Here is a 19,640-nt window from a genome sequence, read left to right as displayed (position 1 = left end):
ATCGATATTAATATTTATGAAAAATTATTAATTATTCCGCGCATCGCGATAACATCCTCAGTTGCTTTATTCTCATAGGCTTCCGTATGGTCTGCTCCATTTTCTACAAAATCAATCATAGCAATAATACTAGGGTACAGAAACATTTCACTTACTGAAATGTGCCAGTCAAATTTTTCATTGATTTTTGAGTGTAACTTGATGATCTTAATAGAATTGCCACCCAGCTCAAAAAAGCTTTTATCAATACTGATCTGATCTTCAGCTATCCCCAGAACTTCTGCCCAAATAGACAGCAATTGCTTTTGCATTTCCGTATCGGCAGATGTATAACTCTGGTCATCAGCAATATGAGGTTCAGGTAAGGCATTTTTATTTACTTTCCCATGCGTGGTTAAGGGTAAAATATCCAGCTGCATAAAATAAGAGGGGATCATATACTCAGGTATTTTTGACAGCAGATAATCACGTAGTGTTTTTGAATTAATCTGTTCATCTGCAACAAAATAAGCAACCAGATAATTTCCTTCAATAGCAGTTTTATTGATTACAACTGACTCCTTAACCTGCGTAAACTGTGAAAGATGATGGTTAATTTCATCCAGTTCTATCCGGAAACCCCTGATTTTCACCTGATCGTCTATCCTTCCAAGAAATTCGATATCACCAGTTTCCAGCCATCTCGCTACATCGCCGGTTTTATATATCTTCCCGGAAGATAATTCCTCAAAATGATCATTCAGGAACCGTTTTGCTGTAAGCTCCGTATCATTATAATATCCACGGGCAAGCTGACAGCCCCCAATACATAACTCTCCTTTTACTCCTATCGGACATAACCGGCCGTATTGATCCAGGATATAGACTTTCACATTGTTCAGCGGTTTTCCAATAGTGCTTAGTTTTTCATTGATCACAGGATGTGCAGACATGGTTACACAAACAGAGGCTTCTGTAGGGCCATAACCGTTTACGATACGGACACCTGCATCCATCAGTTTTTGAGCAACTTTTATATTTAAGGCTTCTCCTGCCGACACAATCGTACGCAATGAAATTAAACTATCCTCTAGCAAAGATTGATAAGAAGGTGGCAGTGTAGCTACAGATATACTATTTTGGAGGATAAAATCCTGCATAAATCCAATAGACATATTTTTTACCCGGGCAGGGATAAAGAGCTGCGCACCAGCACATAATGCAGGAAATATTTCAAAACCAAAGGCATCAAAAGCAAGTGAAGAGAATTGCAGCACATGATCTCTGTCACTCAGTCCCAGATAGTCCATCTGGTTTTTAATCAGGTTATACATTCCGCCATGCGTTACCATCACACCTTTAGGCTTACCAGTTGTACCTGAAGTAAAAATAACATTGATCAGGTCATTTGTCGTCACTGCCAGCTGCGGATTTTCACCGGACCATTCTGCCAGTAACTCCTGATCGTCCATATAGATAAACTCACAGGGGTGATCATTTTTGACTTTGTCAATTAAATAAGACTTAGTTAATAATTTTCCGGCATTGACTTCTTTTAAAATATAGCCAATCCGCTCTGCCGGGTATTCAGGATCAATCGGGACGTAAGTACCTCCCGCTTTTAATATGCCCAGCATTCCTATAATGGTATCCGCAGACCGGTCTATACAAACCGGAACAAGTGTTTCTTTGCGAAGCCCCTGTGCCAGTAAATAATGGGCAAGCTGATTAACCCGTACATTCAGTTCATGATACGTTAAGCTTAAATCCTCATGTACCACCGCAATCCGATCTGGTGATTTACTGACCTGTTCTTCAAATAAACCAATCACAGTTTTATTTGCAGGGTAGACAACCTCCGGTCCGTTAAAATCAATCAGTAAATGCTGACGTTCCTGTGCTGAAAGTATTTCAATGTCACGTAACAGAATATCCGGTTCTGCAATTATGGAAGAAACCAGTCTTTCAAAATATCCTGACAACCTGTTAATAGTATCTGCATTGAATATATCAATAGCATATTCAAAATTCAACTGCAGTTTTCCTTCCTTTTCCACAGCCGTAAGGATAAGGTCAAACTTGGCTACTCTGTTTTTTTGAGTATAGTCAGCGAGCTTAAGACCCGGAATATCAAGCGTTATTTCTTCAAAATTCTCATAAGCAAAAAGCACATCGAATAAAGGATTACGCCCTAAACTACGTTCTACTTTAAGCTGATCAATCAGATCTTCATATTGATAGTCCTGATGCTCAAAATACGCAAAGCTACTCGCTTTCACCTGGCTTAAAAATTCGCTGAACATCAATTCTCCAGCTGGATTATTCCGCATAGCCAGCGTATTCACAAACATGCCAAGCATCTCATCCACATCTGCATGTGGTCTGCCAGCGGTAGGTACACCAACAACAATATCTTCCTGGTTCCCTAAACGGCTAAGCAGAATATTGTATAAAGCTAGCAGTACAATAAATAAGGTTCCTCCCTGCTGCTGCGCCAGATCTTTTAAATATTGTGTTTCATTCAATCCTATTTCAAAACTCATGATACAGCCCTGATGACTTCTATGAACAGGACGTACATGATCCAGAGGCAGATTCAGCGATTCCGGAAGTTCCTGATAAGTATTAAGCCAGAATGACCGCTGATCTTTCAAACGCTCCTGTTGTACCTCACTCTGCTGCCATACCGCATAATCACTGTATTGCAAACGTTGTTCAGCAAGCACTTCACCATTATATAGCGCCATAAAATCCCGGATAAAGATGCCCTGAGAAACTCCATCCATCACAATATGGTGCAGATCAATCAGCAGCAAAGACTCTTCGTTCCCCAAATCAAGAAGTCCAACACGCAACAAGGGTCCTTTTCCCAGGTCAAACGGGCGGATAAAAGAATGAATCATCTTTTCCTCTTCTGCTGCATCAGCAGCATAATATACCGTAATCCCGAAATCAAAATCTGTAGTAATCTGCTGATAAGGCTCTCCATTGACAAGGACAAAGGAAGTACGCAGAATTTCGTGCCTGGAAATGAGTTTTTTAAAGGCTGCTTCCAGTAAAGAAAGAGCTGGCTGCCCTTTTAACCGGAACAACCGGGGCATATTGTAAAGTAAGGATGACCTGTCAAACTCGAACAGAAAATAAAGTCGTTTCTGGACAGATGAAAGCGGATAATAATCTTTTACAGTTGCTTTAGAAAGTGCTTCATAAGATTGTGTACCCTTTTTGCTGATATATTCACTTAGTTTTTTGATATTCGGATAACTGAATATATCACGAAGCGCTATTGTGATGCCCAGTTTTTTGGCAATTGTATTGGTCAGTACCATTGCTCTTAATGAATGACCTCCCAGTTCAAAAAAGCTTTTGTCTACGCTAATCCTGCTAAAAGGTAAATTGAGTACTTCAGCCCATATGGCTGCCAGTTCTGATTCCGTCTGGTTTGAAGGGGCGATATATATATCACCCGAAAAAATATCAGGTACCGGCAGCATTTTTTTATCAACCTTGCCATTTCCTGTTAATGGAAAGACAGGTACCGGCATAAAACAGGACGGAATCATATATTCAGGAAGTTTATCTGCTAAGAACTGTTTGAGTTCCTGACTATTCATTTCATTTTCAGCCACATAATAAGCCACCAGTAATTTATCTCCCGAACGCTCCCGGCAGTCCACGATGACATCTTTTAAACCCGGATGTAAAGAAAGCTGATGCTCTATTTCACCCAGTTCTATTCTGAAACCGCGGATCTTTATCTGGTTATCAATACGGCCGATAAACTCAATATTGCCATCCGGAATTCTCCGTACCAGGTCACCTGTTTTATACAGGTTCCCCTTTCCAAAAGGATTGGGAATAAAACGCATGGCAGTTTCTTCCTGAGCATTCAAATACCCTCTGACAATACCATCACCTGCGATATATAACTCTCCCATTGCACCAGCAGGCAATAATCCGAGTTGATTATCTAATATATAAGCATCAGTATCTCCTATAGGGAAGCCAATAGGAACAGTTCCAAGTTCAGTATCTATTGAATTGATTGGATAGTAAGTAGCAAAAACAGTAGATTCTGTTGGCCCATATACATGGATAAGCCGGTCAGGTCCTAATAAGCTGAGCACTTTTTGTACATGTTTCAAGGAGACTAATTCCCCGCCAAACAATAATTTTTTCACGTTAGCCAGGCAGGCGATTTTCTGATCAGCAAGCACATTAAAAAGTGCAGTAGTCATAAAGGCAATAGAAATTTTGTCCGCTACAAAGATTTCTGCCAGCCGGTCCAGATTAGATAATTCACTGCCTGAAATCAACCGGAGTGATGCCCCATTTAAAAGCGCACCAAAAATATCAAATATAGAACCATCAAAGGCAAAATTTGACAGTTGAAGCAAAGTATCATCCGCATGGATATGAATGTAATCCGTGTCTTTAACGACTCTCAATACATTTAAATGAGTCACCAGGGTCCCTTTAGGTTTTCCTGTAGTTCCTGAAGTATAAATAGCATAAAGCAGGTTATTTACGTCAATATCTGCAGGAGGAACAACTACAGGTAAGGTTTCAAAAAGTAAACCGGAATCTAAACTTACACAATGATATCCTTGTACGGGGTCAAGTTTACAGACCAGATGAGATTGGGTCAGTACAATGGTTGCTCCGGTGTCTTCAATGATATTCAGGACCCGTTCTTTCGGATATGTTACATCAATTGGAACATAAGCAGCCCCCGATTTGATAATGGCCAGTAAACCGACAATCATTTCAATAGATCTCTCTACAAATAGCGGGATCAGTATTTCTTTTCCTGCGCCCAGGCTAATCAGGTAATTCGCTATTCTGCCAGATTTCTCGTCCAGCTCCTGATAAGTAAGCTGTTCATTTCCATAAATCAGTGCAATACGATCAGCGTTCAAACCAGCCTGCACTTTAAAATGATCAATAATCGTAAAATCATTGTGCCTGAACGTCTTATTTCCCTGAGATTTTTTAAGCAAAGCCTCCTTTTCATGCGGGTTTAATAAGCTGGCTTTATGGGCCGGCTGATCAGGATAATTAATCAGCTCATTTGCTAAAGCTCCAAAACTTGCGGCAAAATCTGCTATAAACTGAGCTTCAATAGCATTGCTATATAAGATTTCAATTTCCAGTTCCTCTTTAAAAAAGACAGTGATTGCAAGCGGATGATCAATATGTTCATGAATAGAATTAAAACTTACTACAATATCTGAAGATCCATTAATTGCCTGCAGGTTCAGCGGATAGTTTTCAATAGCCAGCAGCGTATCAAACAAATGTTCATCCGGACCAAGTTTCCTTGCTTCCTTAATTTCCTGATAAGAAAAATCAGTTGTATGGTTCCTGATTAAATCCTGATTTACCCGCTTAACCAGATCCAGTAAAGTATCCCCCTGACTGGTTTTGACCCGGCAGGGAATAGTCTTTACAAAATTCCCGATCATATTTTCTACTTCTTTGATTGCAGCTGATCTTTTGGAAAGCACAGTACCAAAGACAATATCATCATTGAAATGGAACCGCTGTAATAACAGTCCGTAAATGGTATGTATGATAGCCGCTTTAGTGACATTATGTTGTTTAGAAAAGCGGTCTGCAGCTTCCATTAAAGGAAAAGAGAATTCTTTTTTTTGTATAAGGCCGGGTGCAACGGTATGTCTGATTGCCTGAAAAGGTGTTGTATTATATTCTGCTAAATAGGAATTCCAATACTGGGATTCAGCTTCAGACCAAGCAAGATCATTATTTTTATTTTCAGCAGCATAAGGGGCTTTAACTAAAACCGGAAGTTTTCCGGATTCAACCAGGCTACGATAAGAAAGGAAAACCTCCTTCAATAAAACACCAGTACTCCAGCCATCATATAAAATATGATGATGTGTAACCACAAATACAAAATGCTTCTCTGAAACCCTGAGAATAGAAAATCTCAAAGGCAGTACCGAAAGATCAAACTCTTTTTGCCGGTCATTTTTCAGATATGTTTCCAGCTGAAAATCAACATCTTCTTTAAAAACAGAAAAATCCTTATATACCACATCCAAAGGACATTTTTTTAGTACGATCTGGATTGGTTTACTGATCCCTTCCCATCTGTAAACTGAACGTAAAGTATCATTTTTAATCTGAACATACTGAATGGATTCTTTGAACCTGTCCAATTGTAATTCTCCTTCAATACGCAAAGACAATTGTACATTGTAAAGCCCTGCCTTCCCACCTTTCAGGTAGTGATAAAGCATTCCCTTTTGGGTAGAATTTAAATCAAGAATATTTTCAACTTCAGCTTGTTTTATTTTGAGCGTCATCATACAGAGGATAGAGTGATTACAGGAAACAGAAAGAATATTTTGGTGAATTCTAATCGAAAAGGACGTCAATATCCTCTTGATTGATCATTGAACTCATAAAATCAGAAGGGGTAAACCGTGTTTTCCCAGTTAATTTCAAGTGTTCAAAAATGGAGTCCAGAGATTTAAAGAAATCATCCCGGAATTGTACTATAGTCGATTGATGATGTGCTTTTTCATTGTAAATGATCTCCAGCTGCAGTTCATTGTTAACGATGACCACATTAAAGTCAATCTTTGCGCTGAGGTTATTTTCCGGAGCAGATTCAAGACCCGACAAGCCAAAATCATAAGAAAACACCTCATTATTAAATTCATTAGAGAATTGCCCCAGATAATTAAATCTGATATCAGCAGGAGATGGAACTTCTTCCTTTAATAAGTCAGTATAGTATTTCAACACACCAAAACCTAAACCATGGTTTGGAATATTCCGGATTTGCTCCTTGACCGATACAATGCGGTCCTCTATAGTTTGCTCAGCTAAATACAGCTTTAACGGGAAGATAGAAGTAAACCACCCAGTGGTTCTGGAAACATTAATGCCTGGTAAATTTCTACCATGCCCTTCCAGTTCAATTGTAAAAGTATCAGCAGCAGTCCAGTTCCTGATGGCCATACTTAAGGCTGTTAACAATAAGATATAAGCATCTGATCTGTAGTTGATATTTGCATTCTTTAGTAAAAACACGGTATCTTCCTGATTCAAAGTCCCGGAAATCCTGCGGGCATTAGCCGTTTTCCAATCCGCGGTCTGGAAATCTGAGGGCATTACCTGAGCTGCCGGTTTCAGATTCTCTTTCCAGAAAGCAGTTTCAGTTTCTAAATCCAGCTGCTCTGAATAAATATTAAGTTTATTCATCCAGTCTTTAAGAGAGGCCGTTTTTGGTGCAAAAACAACAGGTTGATTATTTTCCTTCGCCAGATAAAACGCGTAAAAATCTTCCAGTAAAATCCGCCACGATAGGCCGTCAATCACAAGATGATGCGCAGCGATATACAAATAGTAGTCTTGCCTGCTGTCTTTGAGGATTGATACTTGAATCAGCAGGCTATTTTTAATATTAAAAGATGGATCTGATTCTAATGGTGACAGCGTATTCAGATCCTTAAGATCAATGGAGATTTCCCGGATATCAATTGCAGCTGCCAGATGTGCTTCATTATAAAATAAACAATCTTTAACTGGATCATAATTGAGTCTTAAGCCATCATGGTGATGAATTGCCCAGTCAAAAAACTCTCCGGTCCAGGTCTTATTTATCTTTCCATTGAATTTTAGCAGCACACACTGATGGTAAACATCCGGATTCACCAGCTGCTGATTAAAGAGCCAGTGTTCAACAGGTGATAGTTTTTTATCTCCAGTAACCAATTCCTGTGATCCTGATGCCTCATCAAGTACCTTTACTGCATGCCTGCTAATCTCATCAATCGTATGGTAAGTAAGAATATCCTTTACATGAACCTCTACACCTTTAGTCAAAGCACGTGCAGCTATCTGAATTGCTTTGATCGAATCTCCGCCAAGTTCATAAAAATTGTCATGGATAGAGATATGATCCATATTCAAAACATCCTGCCATACCGATAGCAATTGTTTTTGCAAATCATTCACAAGAATAGCTGGTATTTGAGGCTCCTGTGTTTTTACTGGTAAAGGAAGTACAGACAGGTCAACTTTACCATTTAAGTTGAGTATAAATTCGCTCACCTCTATAATCCTTTCCGGGATCATATAATAAGGAAGTTTCTCTGTTAAGTAACTTTTCAATAAAGCTTCATTGACCAGGTCACCCTTCTGGGTAAAATAAGCGTACAATACTTTTTTCCCGTGTTCATTTCTTTTATCCAGTACCACCGCTTCTTTAATCTGCTCCTGTGCTTTCAATTGAAATTCAATTTCAGCCAGTTCAATCCGGTAACCATTAATTTTTACCTGACTATCATTTCGCCCTATAAATTCAAGCTCACCGTTAGCCGGTCTTTTCACCAGATCACCAGATTTGTACATCTTCTTTCCCTGTACAAAAGGATTGTCAATAAACTTCTGGCTGGTTAAACTTTCATTCCATAAATAGCCGCTGGAAAGACAATCTCCGGCAATATAAAGTTCTCCGGTTACCCCTTGCGGAACCGGATGAAGGAACTTATCCAAGATATAAAGCTGTGTATTTTGCGCGGCTTTACCAATAGGCACTGATGGCGTATTCCCACCGCGGTCAAACTGATAAATCATACAGCCAATAGTAGCCTCAGTTGGTCCGTATTCGTTAAAAATCCGGACACGATGCTTAAACTTTTCATCCACCTGCTTCGCCAATTCAAAGTCAAGTGATTCTCCGCCAACAATCAGGGTAACCTCCGTACTAAAACCTTCAGGGACGATCAGCTCATTCGCTAAGGCCAGTCTGAGATGTGACGGGGTAAGTTTAATGACATCAACACTGTTACCTTTAAAAATAGCTGTTAAAACGGATGCTCCAAAGTTGTCTTCGTACACCACGATTTTATTCCCGCTCAGTAAGGGTACAAAAATAGAAGTCAGCGTCAGATCAAATGAAATAGAAGTAAAAAGTGGAAATGCACATTTTCTATCTTGCGGTACATATTCACGGATAGCCCAGTCTACATAATTAAGCAGAGAACGATGTCCTATCTCCACCCCTTTAGGCTCACCGGTAGTACCCGAAGTATAAATCACATAGGCACGTCTTTTTCCGGATACCTGTTTGGTATCAGTAGTAGTAACTACCGCATCAAAATCAATTTCATCTGTTAAAATGATAGTAATGGAAAAATACTTTTTAAGATAATCAGCCCCGGCAGCATCTGTAATTACAGCTTTACATTGACTGTTAAATAATAAATATTCAATCCTGCTGATAGGCAAATCCGTATCCACAGGTAAAATCGTAGCACCAGTTTTCAATACGCTCAAAAAGCTGGTAATCAGCTTTTCACTGCGCGGCAAAAAGACGGCAATGATTTCTTCTGCATTGCTGCATAAAGTAGCTTCAATCCGCTCAGATAGGTTCGAAATTCTGTTTTTTAAGTGGTTATAAGTATAAACATGGCCGCCTTCTTCTACTGCAATAAAGTCAGGATTTTTAAGGGCTGCCTGTTCAAATAAATGATAGACATTTTCTGTTTTAGCATATTCAGCTTCCTGATAATTTGCCAGTTCATCCCATTCTTCTTTTAATAAGATAGAAATGTCAGCAACCGGTTTATCGGGTACTTGTAATATCAGCTCAATAAGATGCTCGAAATGAGTAGCGAAACTAAGTATAGTGTCTTCAAGGAAAAGCTGGGTAGCATATTCAATACTGTAAGTTAACTCTCCTTTTCCCTGATCTGAAACTTCCAGTGAAATATCGAATTTACTGAAACCGGGATCAAAATCAAATGCCGAACGGATCAGTTCTCCTTGCTCAGTACCAGGCTCCTGAATACTATTGAACATAAACATAGTATCAAAAACAGCATTCCTGCTTCTATCCATATTGGCATTTGCCTGTCTGGCTAATTTTTCAAAAGGATAATCCTGATGCTGAATTGCTCCATAAAAAGCTTTCTTCTCTTTTTCCAGAATAGTTAAAAAAGAGTCCTGTTGTGTAAGCTGAGTTCGTATGGGCAAGCTGTTTACAAACATTCCAAAGGTATTTTGAAATTCTGCATATCTTCTGCCCGAAGCAGGGATACCAATAATAAGATCTTCTGAACCAGTATATTTATTTAAGAAAACCCGGTATAAAGAGATAAAAACAACTTGAAGCGGACAGTTATTCCGCTTTGCAAAATCCCGGAGCTGGCTCACCTGATTTTTGGGCAGACTTCTGAATAGCTTTGCCCCAGCAGGATCAAAAAACACTGGTCTTTGAAAATCTGCAGGCAATTCTAAACGGGGCAGCTCACCTTCAAGTACTTTAGTCCAGTATTTAGTTTGTTCATCCATTGAACCGGTTTTCGCTACCTGAATTTCCCATAGGGCAAAATCACGGTATCCAGCAGTTAATGGTGCGATTGCCAATCCGGCATATAAGCTGCTAAGTTCTTCTATAAAACGTCCTGCAGATAAGCCATCAGCAATAGCATGATGAAAATCAAAGAACAGCACTGCATCCGAACTGTTTACAATAAACAGCTGACTGCGGAACAGCGGGCCGGTATGCAGATCAAATTGTTTAACCGAACGCTTCAGCGTTTCAAAAATCTCATGCTCAGCACAGGGTACACAGGTTAAAGTAAAGTCTGTATGGTCATGAATTTTCAGCAAAACCTCTTCGCCTTTTAAAAAATAAGACCTGAGCGATTCATGGCGGGCAATAAGTTGCTGAATACAATTTTCCAGCAGTTTTATATCTGCATCCGCATTGATTTTAAAAGCAACCGGTATATTATAAGCTGTCGCATCCTGATCGAGCAGCCAGGTATAGTAAATTCTTCTCTGAGCTGCGGATCCAGGATAAATTTCAGCAGTACTGCCCACTTCAATTTTATACTGGTCCTGCTTCAGTGCTGTTGTTCTGATTATTTCTGCCAGCCCTTTAATGGTTGGATGATCATATAATTTATCAATAGATAAGTCAATCTGGAACTCCCGTAGCAAAGCCGAAGCAAATTCTGCGGCTTTTAAAGAATTACCACCACAATCAAAAAAGTTTTCCTCAATTCCTATCGCTTTCCTGTTTAACAGGCGCTGCCAGAGTTTCAGTATTTTGCTTTCTACTTCATCAGCCGGATCAATTGAAGTGTGATCTTCCCCAATGCTCACAGCCTGGATCTCTTTTAAACGAGTTTCAATTTCCGAAAATTCTCCATTCAGGTATTGTTCCAGTAATTTAAACCGCTGCAATTTGCCACTTGTTGTTTTAGGGATCTGTTTGACCGGAAAAATCCTGGTTACTTCAAAGCCAAATTTCCCGCTAACCAGGTGTTTAACCCGATCAGTCAGTTTGGCGAACTCTTCGAGTTTACCTTTTGATATGATAAAAACTACAACCTCCTCTTCACCAGTCAGGTGATTTGTAAAACCAGACACGACTACTTTATTCAGTTCAACTTCTTCCAGCTCTTCCAGTGCCCGTTCCAGATCATGTGAAAAATAGTTCTGGCCATTGATAAAAATAATATCCTTTGCCCTTCCTATAACACACAAATTGCCATCCTTCATAAAGCCTATATCGCCAGTATTCAGCCAGCCGTCCGGATGGAGTATTTTCTGAGTAGCTTTCGGATTATTATAATATCCGGCAGTAACCCCTTCACCTTTAATATGAATATGGCCAACAATTTCGTCTTCTACCTCAGCATTTTCCTGATCATAAATACGAATCAGACAATCATTTACGGGTTTGCCCACATTTACAAAAGAAATGGAGTTATTCCCTTCTTCAACAGTTTCAATTTTATCTTTTACAGTTAGCTTATTCCTGTTTAACTGATAAATCTTAATTTCTTCTGAGGGCTCGGGAATAGAAACTGCAAGGGTAGCCTCAGCTAAACCATATACAGGATTCATTGTCCTTGCGTCTAAGCCATAAGCTTCTAAAAAGCCCAGAAACTCATCAATCACCTGAATCGAAATCGGCTCAGCTCCATTGTAAATCAATCTTACACTAGAAAGATCCCAATGATTTTCAGTGAGGTCTTTGCTGTTTTTGAGCAGATATTTATAGCCAAAATTAGGCGAACAAAGTATAGTAATCTGATGTTCACTAGTTTTATCCAGCCAAAGTCTGGGTGCGCGGATAAAAACTGGTGTAGGTATTAAATACTGGTCAATACCGCAATAGAGCGGATTGATATGAAAACCAATCATTCCCATATCATGTGTTAAAGGCATCCAGCTGATCATCGAATCACCCGCAGCATATCCTGATGCAGCAGTTATTGATCTTACATTAGAAATAATATTTTTGTGCGTTAAGATGACTCCTTTAGGATCACCCGTAGAACCGGATGAAAACTGCACATAAGCAATATCATTTTCAGCGGCAGGAAAAACTTCTCCCTTTTGCACCGGATTATAAATGTCACTGCTATCAATAAAGCGTTCTTCCATTTCGTCAAGTACACTGACAAACCTTTCATCCTCAAAAGTCAATAATTTTTCGAGATGCTTTTTTGAACTGATCAGATAAGGAGAATTTAACGTTTGCCATACCTTAAACAGCTTTATTTTATGTTCTTCGTGTACCCCGATTGAAATTGGAACGGCAATAATTCCCCCAGAAATACAAGCCCAAAAAACAGTGACCAGAGATTCATTATCTTCAATCTGGAAAACAAGTTCATCTTTTGGTTTTAACCCTAGTGATTGCAAATGGTGAAGCACCTTTAAAGATGCCTGATGCAACTTCTCATAAGAAATCTTCTTCTCCTGCTTAGCCCCTTCAATAAATGTAACTCCCTGATCAGGATAAAATTCGGCTACGTGCTTAATTACTGCTGTAAGTGTGTTCAAACGCATGGTATTTATCGATAGGTATTATTTCGTAAACTGACCTTCTAAAAAGTCACAGATTTCAAGCACATCATCTTTGCCATTTAAATGATCCTTTAAAAAGTAACGGACGGTTTCCAGCTCAGGATCATCAGGATATTCTTTGATAAAAGAACAAAAGCTATTTAAATCAGAAGCATGTACAAAATTCCAGGTAATCGAAATACTGTCCGATGCCGAAACCACATCATGAAACCAGCCTGATGGAAAAAGTACAATTTCTCCAGCCTTAAGTGTGGTTTCATAAGTTGCACCAGGCCTGGATAAACGCTCCTGCTCAGAAATTGACGGATGATACAGATCAATAATTTTCCCCTGATCATCTAAAAGATCCTTTTCCTGCTCAGGGCTATGTAATCTGATTTCTTTCTCTCCATAAAACTGGCACAATACCGCATTGCTGTTGAAAGGATCTTTATGCAGCCTGGTTCTGGCACCGCTGCCTGAGATAAACAAACCACGGTACGGAAATTGGGATTCATTACTGTTGATCACTTCACCCGTTTTACGGAAAGGGATAACCATCGCATCAGTAGGCAAAAAATAAGGTGTACTCCAGCTATCAACCAATTTGTCAAAAGCATCATCAGCCCAAAAGAAGTCTACATCCTTTAGCTTTGAATACCAGCGCATATATTCAAGTTTTACATTTTCGCTGGCAGTTTTGCCAAAATTATCATTGATATAATCTTCTAATGTTTTAATAGTCTGAAGATCAAACAAATCATTATAAACCTGAATATACGACTGTCCGAACTTCTCAATCAAAGCCTCAGGACTAAAGTCACCGAGATTCCACTGCGCCATTCCATCAGTGATTATAACAGGTTGTTTTTTTATCAGGAAATCGTTTACAAAACTAGCTTTAGAAAGACTAGAGATCCGTTGTATATCCATAAATTCAGGTGATTATTTTTCTAATTTAAATGACTGTCCAATTAAAGTGCACGACCAGTTTCGGCCTTATTTCCAGCATCTTTTTGTCTTGGTTTAACCTTATCACTACCAAATCTGTAATTGATAGAGAATACTACTCTGCGCAGATCAGCATAATTTTTATATTCCTGTCTGATATTATTGGTATATCCGACAATTGTCGGCGCACCGGTTTTAAAAACATCAGATCCATTTACCCCTAGTCTTAACTTATTATTCAGGAACTGAAATTTGAAACCGATATCCAGCTGATGAAAATTACTCAGCTGATATTGCGTAATAGGTGCAGGAAACTGATACATGTAATTGACCTCAGCGAAAATTGTCCTGGCAGCATTTAAGGTAAAAGAGTTATTGGTTGACACATAACCACTCATTCCTTTTGTTTTACCAACCAGTACATCCAGCTGGATGTCTGAATAATTATAATAGGCAGAAGCCTCATTGTTACTTTCCCATCTGTCCCCTACCGAAAACGAGTAAGATTCAGTAAGTCCTGCATTATAAAATGTGGCATAATTTTCATAGATATAAGCTTGCAGAGAATTATCCGGAGATATAAAAGTTACCCTTTCAAACCAATTGGAAGTTTTTGAGGCATAAAGTTTAGTACTCAGTTTATCTTTATAAACATGAGAAACTTCCACATTATTAATAATCTCTGGCCTTAAAAACGGGTTACCTGCACTATAGGAAAACACACTTGCATACCATCTGAATGGGTTCAGTGCTTCGTAAGACGGGCGGTTAATCCTTCTGTTATAATTAGCTGTAAATTTATGATCTGCCTGAGGCGAATAACTGATGTAAGCAGAAGGAAAAAATGAATTGTAAGTATTATTATTAGTTTGATTTAAAGATGCCGATATGCCTTTGGTATGGGTAGATTCAAATCTTAAACCAACTTTCGCATCCCATTGGTCACTCAGTTTTTTCTGCACAGTCCCATACAGGGCCTGTATATTTTCATTATAGCTGAACACATCATTCTGAGTTGTATCTACCGTAAGATTACGAAAGCCAATGTCATTCTTATTCTTTATAAAACTCAGTTTACCTCCAAATTCAAGTCTGGCCCATTTATAAGGAAGGGTCAGGTCAACATTTGCGGTATAGATTTTCATATTTTGATTACCCCAGTTATTCGCATCTGTAGGTGCAATATCAATAGGCAACTGCACACCAGGGTCGGCGGTACCATAACTGTTAAAAAACCTGTTGCGATCACTTTTATAGGCAAAATAATCTGTACCCAGTGACAGTCTTTTTCCCGAAGTATCTAATTTCAGTTGGTAAAATGCACTTAAGTTGTTGTAATTGACTTTACTATCCGTTTTTCCGGTGGTATTGATCGTACCGGCAACAGCCTTGGTAGATGGATTTATAAAGTTGACCAGAATATCATCTTTACTATCCGGAGCAGAGCTATTTCCTGCATACTGGATTCCGGCTATTGCCCGGTCAGAAAACTGATAATCCAAACTTATCCTCCCACTGATATACTTGTTATAATTTCTGGTTTTCTGACTGGAAGAACGCAAATAATCAGAATAAAATATTTTCTCCTGATTATCCTGATTTACAGAGCCATCACCAACACGCAAAGTGGAAGTTGCAGAAAATTTATCCTTTTTATAATTTAATCCGGCACCAACATTTGCTCCCGGGTGAGAGGCCTGCGTATATCCCAGGGAAACGTCTCCACTAAAATCTTCCTTTTTGTTTTTCTTCAAATTAATGTTAATCAAACCACTATTGCCCTGCGCATCATATTTTGCAGATGGACTGGTAATGACTTCAATATTTGAAATATCCTCAGACCGCAGTGACTGCAGATAGTTGGTGAGATCTTTACCCGACAGTGAAATCAGTCTGTCGTTCACCATCACCTTTACGGCCCCTTTGCCCGCCAGACTTATGGCATCATCAGAAATCCGTACACCAGGTGTTTTTCTCAAAGTTTCCATCCCATCATTTCCCATCGCTGTAACACTTTGATCTACATTAAATACATACCGGTCCAGCTTATATTCTATTACTGCCTTTTTTCCGGTAATGACTACTTCCTTCAGATTTTTCGAATCGTTTTCAAGGGTGATCGCCGCTAAAACAGTGTCACTAGTTAAATTAATACTGATTTGCTGCTGCTTAAAATTCAACTGGCTTATTTTAACAACATAAACGCCCTTATTTCCCATCAGAGAGAATTTACCAAGCTCATCTGTCAGTGTACTTATAGTTTGAAAATCGCTCGCATCGCTTGTTAAAAAAATATTGACTCCATTGATCGGTTTTCCTTCCTGGTCTTTAATAATTCCGGATACTTTATATTGCGCATGAAGTGCTAAAGGAAAGAAAAAGAGAAAGAGAAGTAGCTTAAAAAAGTCCGGCATTTTATAAAGTTTAAAAATCATAATGAACTGATTACTTCATCTTTAAGTACTGTATTATAAGATGAGTCTGCTTTAATTACATCAATTATCTGTTGAAGTCCCTTCACCAGATTTTCTTCTGATATGGTTAACGGGGATAATAGTTTCAATACCTGGCCATCATTCCCGCAGGTCTCGATAATCAATTTTTGTTCAAATAGTTCCTTTGAAATACGATCAGCGGTATCCCCGTCTATAAATTCGATTCCCCAGATCAGCCCGATACCACGTATATTAACTACATCTGGCATCTCTTCAACTGTCTGCAAATAATTATGTATGATTTGTGATTTAGCTTTAACCTCATTCTCCAGCTTATCATCCATCCAATAGTCCAGCGCTTTTTTTGCAGTACATAACGCTAAGTTATTGGCCCTGAATGTTCCGTTATATTCTCCTGGGTTCCATATATCTAACTCAGGTTTCAGCAACAATAAAGACAGAGGTAAACCTAAACCACTAATAGATTTAGATAATAAGACGATATCGGGTACAATACCGGCTCTCTCAAAACTAAAGAAATGTCCGGTCCTTCCGCATCCAACCTGGATATCATCTACAATCAGTATGATGTTATTCTTTTCGGTGAAAGCTCTTAATTGTTTCAGCCACTCTACAGAAGCAATTTTCACTCCCCCTTCAGCTTGTATGGTTTCCAGAATTACAGCTGCCGGCAGTTGATATCCTGTACCTGGAGTCAGGATCATCTTCTCGAGGAACGCCATGGAATCTACTATTCCGTTTTCAAAATCACAATAAGGAAAAAACAATATATCCTGTGAAATAGCATGCTGCAATGATTCTGCTTTTGAAGCAGATAATGCATAGGACGTAGCCGTCATACCGTGAAAAGAATTTGTAAAAGATACAATGTGTCTGCGTTTGGTAACTTTTCGGGCTAATTTAATAGCTGCTTCAACAGCATTGGTACCAGTTGGGCCAGGAAACTGCAACTTATAAGGCAGATTTCGTTTGGCCAGTAATAAATCAAATTTTTCTATGAATTCTTTTTTAATCACGCTGTCCATATCCAGACAGTGAAGAATTCTATCCTCATTTAAAAAAGAAATAGCGGCTTCCTTTAACTTTGGATTATTATGTCCATAATTTAAAGTTCCTGCTCCGCTGAAAAAATCAAGGTACTCGTCTCCATTCTGATCAAAGACAATATCACCTTTTGCATAATTGAAAACCTTTGGAAATCTCCTGGCGTAGTAATTAACGTTTGACTCCTCTAACATAATAAAATTTTAAAAAATGAATGAATTCCTATCCATAACCATGAGGCCAGTTTCTGAGAAACAGGCATTGGATATAAAGAGAACAGCTGATGTTAAATTTTAAGAATTGATGTTTAGTAATTTTTGAAATAGCTATCGCTACTGTTCGTGACATTTATGTTTTGTAAATAAAATACATTTTATGACACGAAGAATTTCCAGAAGGATTAAATCTTGAATTTCTTATGGAATGAAGTTATTCAATTAAGTATAACATTTCAATGAAATAGAAATATTTTATTTAAAATCACCGAATTACCGGACGAAAATAATAACCTGCTGTATATCATCAGTTAAATAAGGTCATCTGTCAACCTGAAAAAACCTAACCTTATTTCATAAAAAAAGGGTATCCAAATACGATGAACACCCTTTTAAAAAATTGAGTTTGAAGCTTTATTAATTACGTCCAGCCATAACACCTCCATCAATATCCCAGATGGCCCCGGTAACCCATGCCGTCTCATCCGATAACAGGAATGCGATTGTTTTGGCAATATCCTCCGGCCTGCCAACCCTGCCTATCGGATGAAAATCATTAAAGCCCTGCAGCGTTTCTTCGATTTTGCCTTCTTCAATAAAAGAGCGATATATTGGCGTCACGACTACCGCAGGTGAAACTGCATTCACCCTGATATGGTCTGCGGCCAGCTCCATTGCCAAGTGCTGCGTTAAACTGTGAAGACCTGCTTTAGCCATAGAATAAGCTGAAGAAGGCGTAGCTTTGATCGCTTGTTTAGCCCACATAGAACCTATATTTACAATTGATCCTCCACCGTTTTCCTTCATCACTTTTGCTGCTGCCTGGGTGATAAAAAAAAAAGCTTTATTGAAATTATGATAAATATCATAGTCTTGTTCAGCATGCTCAAGAAATGCTTTTGGACTAAAATAACCCGCAGCATTTACTAAATATTTCAGATGTGGTATTTCACTTTTCACAGCAGAAGCAAAGCTGAGAACCTCTCCTATTTTCGACAGGTCTACACCTATAGTCCTTACTGTACCCAGTTTAGCCAATTCCCTTTCAGCGCTTTGAAGATTTTTATCTGGTCTGCCAACAATTACAACCTCAATTCCTTGTTTTAAAAGTAATGCTGCGGTAGCTTTTCCCATCCCTGTTGTACCACCAATTATTAACGCTTGTTCGTTCATCATTTTTGTTTTTTATTTTACAATGCAAATGTCCGCAGGGAACTGTACTGATAAAATGGACAAAAAAGAGAATAAATGGTAAATTCAGGAAATTGACTTCCTGAAATCACCCGGGGAGAGTTTAGCGTGTTTTTTAAAATATTTCACAAAGTAAGATGGATCTTCAAATCCCAGCTGGTAGCCAATCTGGTTCACGTTTAAATTGGAATGTGCCAGAAGACGCTGTGCTTCCATCATAATCCGTTCCTGAATAAGCATTGAGGGCGTTTTAAAAATGATCTTATTGGTCAGACCGGTTAATGTTTTACCGGAAATATTTAACAGCGAGGCATAGGCCGAAACAGGAAGGCCCTTTTGATAATTTGATTCCACCAGATCAATAAACCGGAGTAATTGCATATGTTTCTCATCAGCAGCATACAACTTATTTTCTTTGTTGATATCTATATTCCCCTTCTCCCGCTGGGCACTGATTAAAAAAGCGTTCAGATAGGATCTGAGTAATTCAAGTTGTCCAAATACATCAGCTTTATGCAGCTCTGCATTGAGCTGTGACATCAAAACCTTTAACTCCTTTTCTGCCTGTTCACTGATGCTGCAAAAAGGTTGCTGGTGCGGATCATTGAATAAACTATATTTCAAAAAGAAGCTGACATCATTTTCTTGTTGTATTAAAAACCGTTCATTAAAATGGATCATTACCCCCTCATAATCAGCATGATCATCAAAATAATGAACCTGATTTTTACCGATAAAAAATAAAGTACCAGGCTTAACTTCATGCGCTTTAAAATCGACAAAATGAGTTCCCTGCCCTTTCTCAAACCAAAGCACCTGGTAAAAACTATGAATGTGCGGTTTTAGTGTATACGGTCTGTTTTTTTCCAAATACTCTTTTAAAGAGAATACTTCAAACTGCCTTTTTTCCGGGAAATCTTTATGCAGATGATATTCACTGATCTTACTTTCTTTCATGAGC

At 38.7% G+C, this 19,640-nt stretch carries 7 protein-coding genes; all 7 read right to left on the bottom strand.

Annotated elements, in window-relative coordinates:
* Positions 1-14: 14 nt before the first annotated feature.
* Positions 15-6,311 (bottom strand): non-ribosomal peptide synthetase, encoded by a 6,297-nt coding sequence (locus HDE68_RS04875; protein WP_183879458.1) that lies wholly within the window; start codon positions 6,309-6,311, stop codon positions 15-17.
* A gap of 49 nt (positions 6,312-6,360) precedes the next feature.
* On the bottom strand, positions 6,361-12,819 hold the full coding sequence (locus HDE68_RS04870; protein ID WP_183879456.1) for a non-ribosomal peptide synthetase: 6,459 nt from the start codon (positions 12,817-12,819) through the stop codon (positions 6,361-6,363).
* Between the two features lie 24 nt (positions 12,820-12,843).
* Positions 12,844-13,755, bottom strand: a complete 912-nt coding sequence (locus HDE68_RS04865; RefSeq protein ID WP_183879454.1) for a cupin-like domain-containing protein — start codon at positions 13,753-13,755, stop codon at positions 12,844-12,846.
* A 41-nt stretch (positions 13,756-13,796) separates the two neighbouring features.
* The gene (locus HDE68_RS04860; RefSeq protein ID WP_183879452.1) at positions 13,797-16,208 is read right to left on the bottom strand and encodes an outer membrane beta-barrel family protein; all 2,412 of its coding nucleotides are present in this window, start codon (positions 16,206-16,208) and stop codon (positions 13,797-13,799) included.
* The gene (locus HDE68_RS04855) at positions 16,205-17,467 is read right to left on the bottom strand and encodes a diaminobutyrate--2-oxoglutarate transaminase (protein WP_183879450.1); all 1,263 of its coding nucleotides are present in this window, start codon (positions 17,465-17,467) and stop codon (positions 16,205-16,207) included. The genes HDE68_RS04860 and HDE68_RS04855 overlap by 4 nt, the downstream gene beginning before the upstream one ends.
* Before the next feature lie 438 nt (positions 17,468-17,905).
* Positions 17,906-18,664 carry an SDR family NAD(P)-dependent oxidoreductase gene (locus HDE68_RS04850; protein WP_183879448.1) on the bottom strand — a complete coding sequence of 253 codons (759 nt, stop codon included), beginning with the start codon at positions 18,662-18,664 and terminating at the stop codon, positions 17,906-17,908.
* A gap of 81 nt (positions 18,665-18,745) precedes the next feature.
* Positions 18,746-19,636, bottom strand: a complete 891-nt coding sequence (locus HDE68_RS04845; protein ID WP_221300664.1) for a helix-turn-helix domain-containing protein — start codon at positions 19,634-19,636, stop codon at positions 18,746-18,748.
* Positions 19,637-19,640: the final 4 nt, after the last annotated feature.

This window comes from Pedobacter cryoconitis (assembly GCF_014200605.1).
Lineage (GTDB): Bacteria > Bacteroidota > Bacteroidia > Sphingobacteriales > Sphingobacteriaceae > Pedobacter > Pedobacter cryoconitis_B.
Note: the sequence above shows the minus strand (reverse complement) of the source record. Positions and strands in the feature narration are given on the sequence as shown.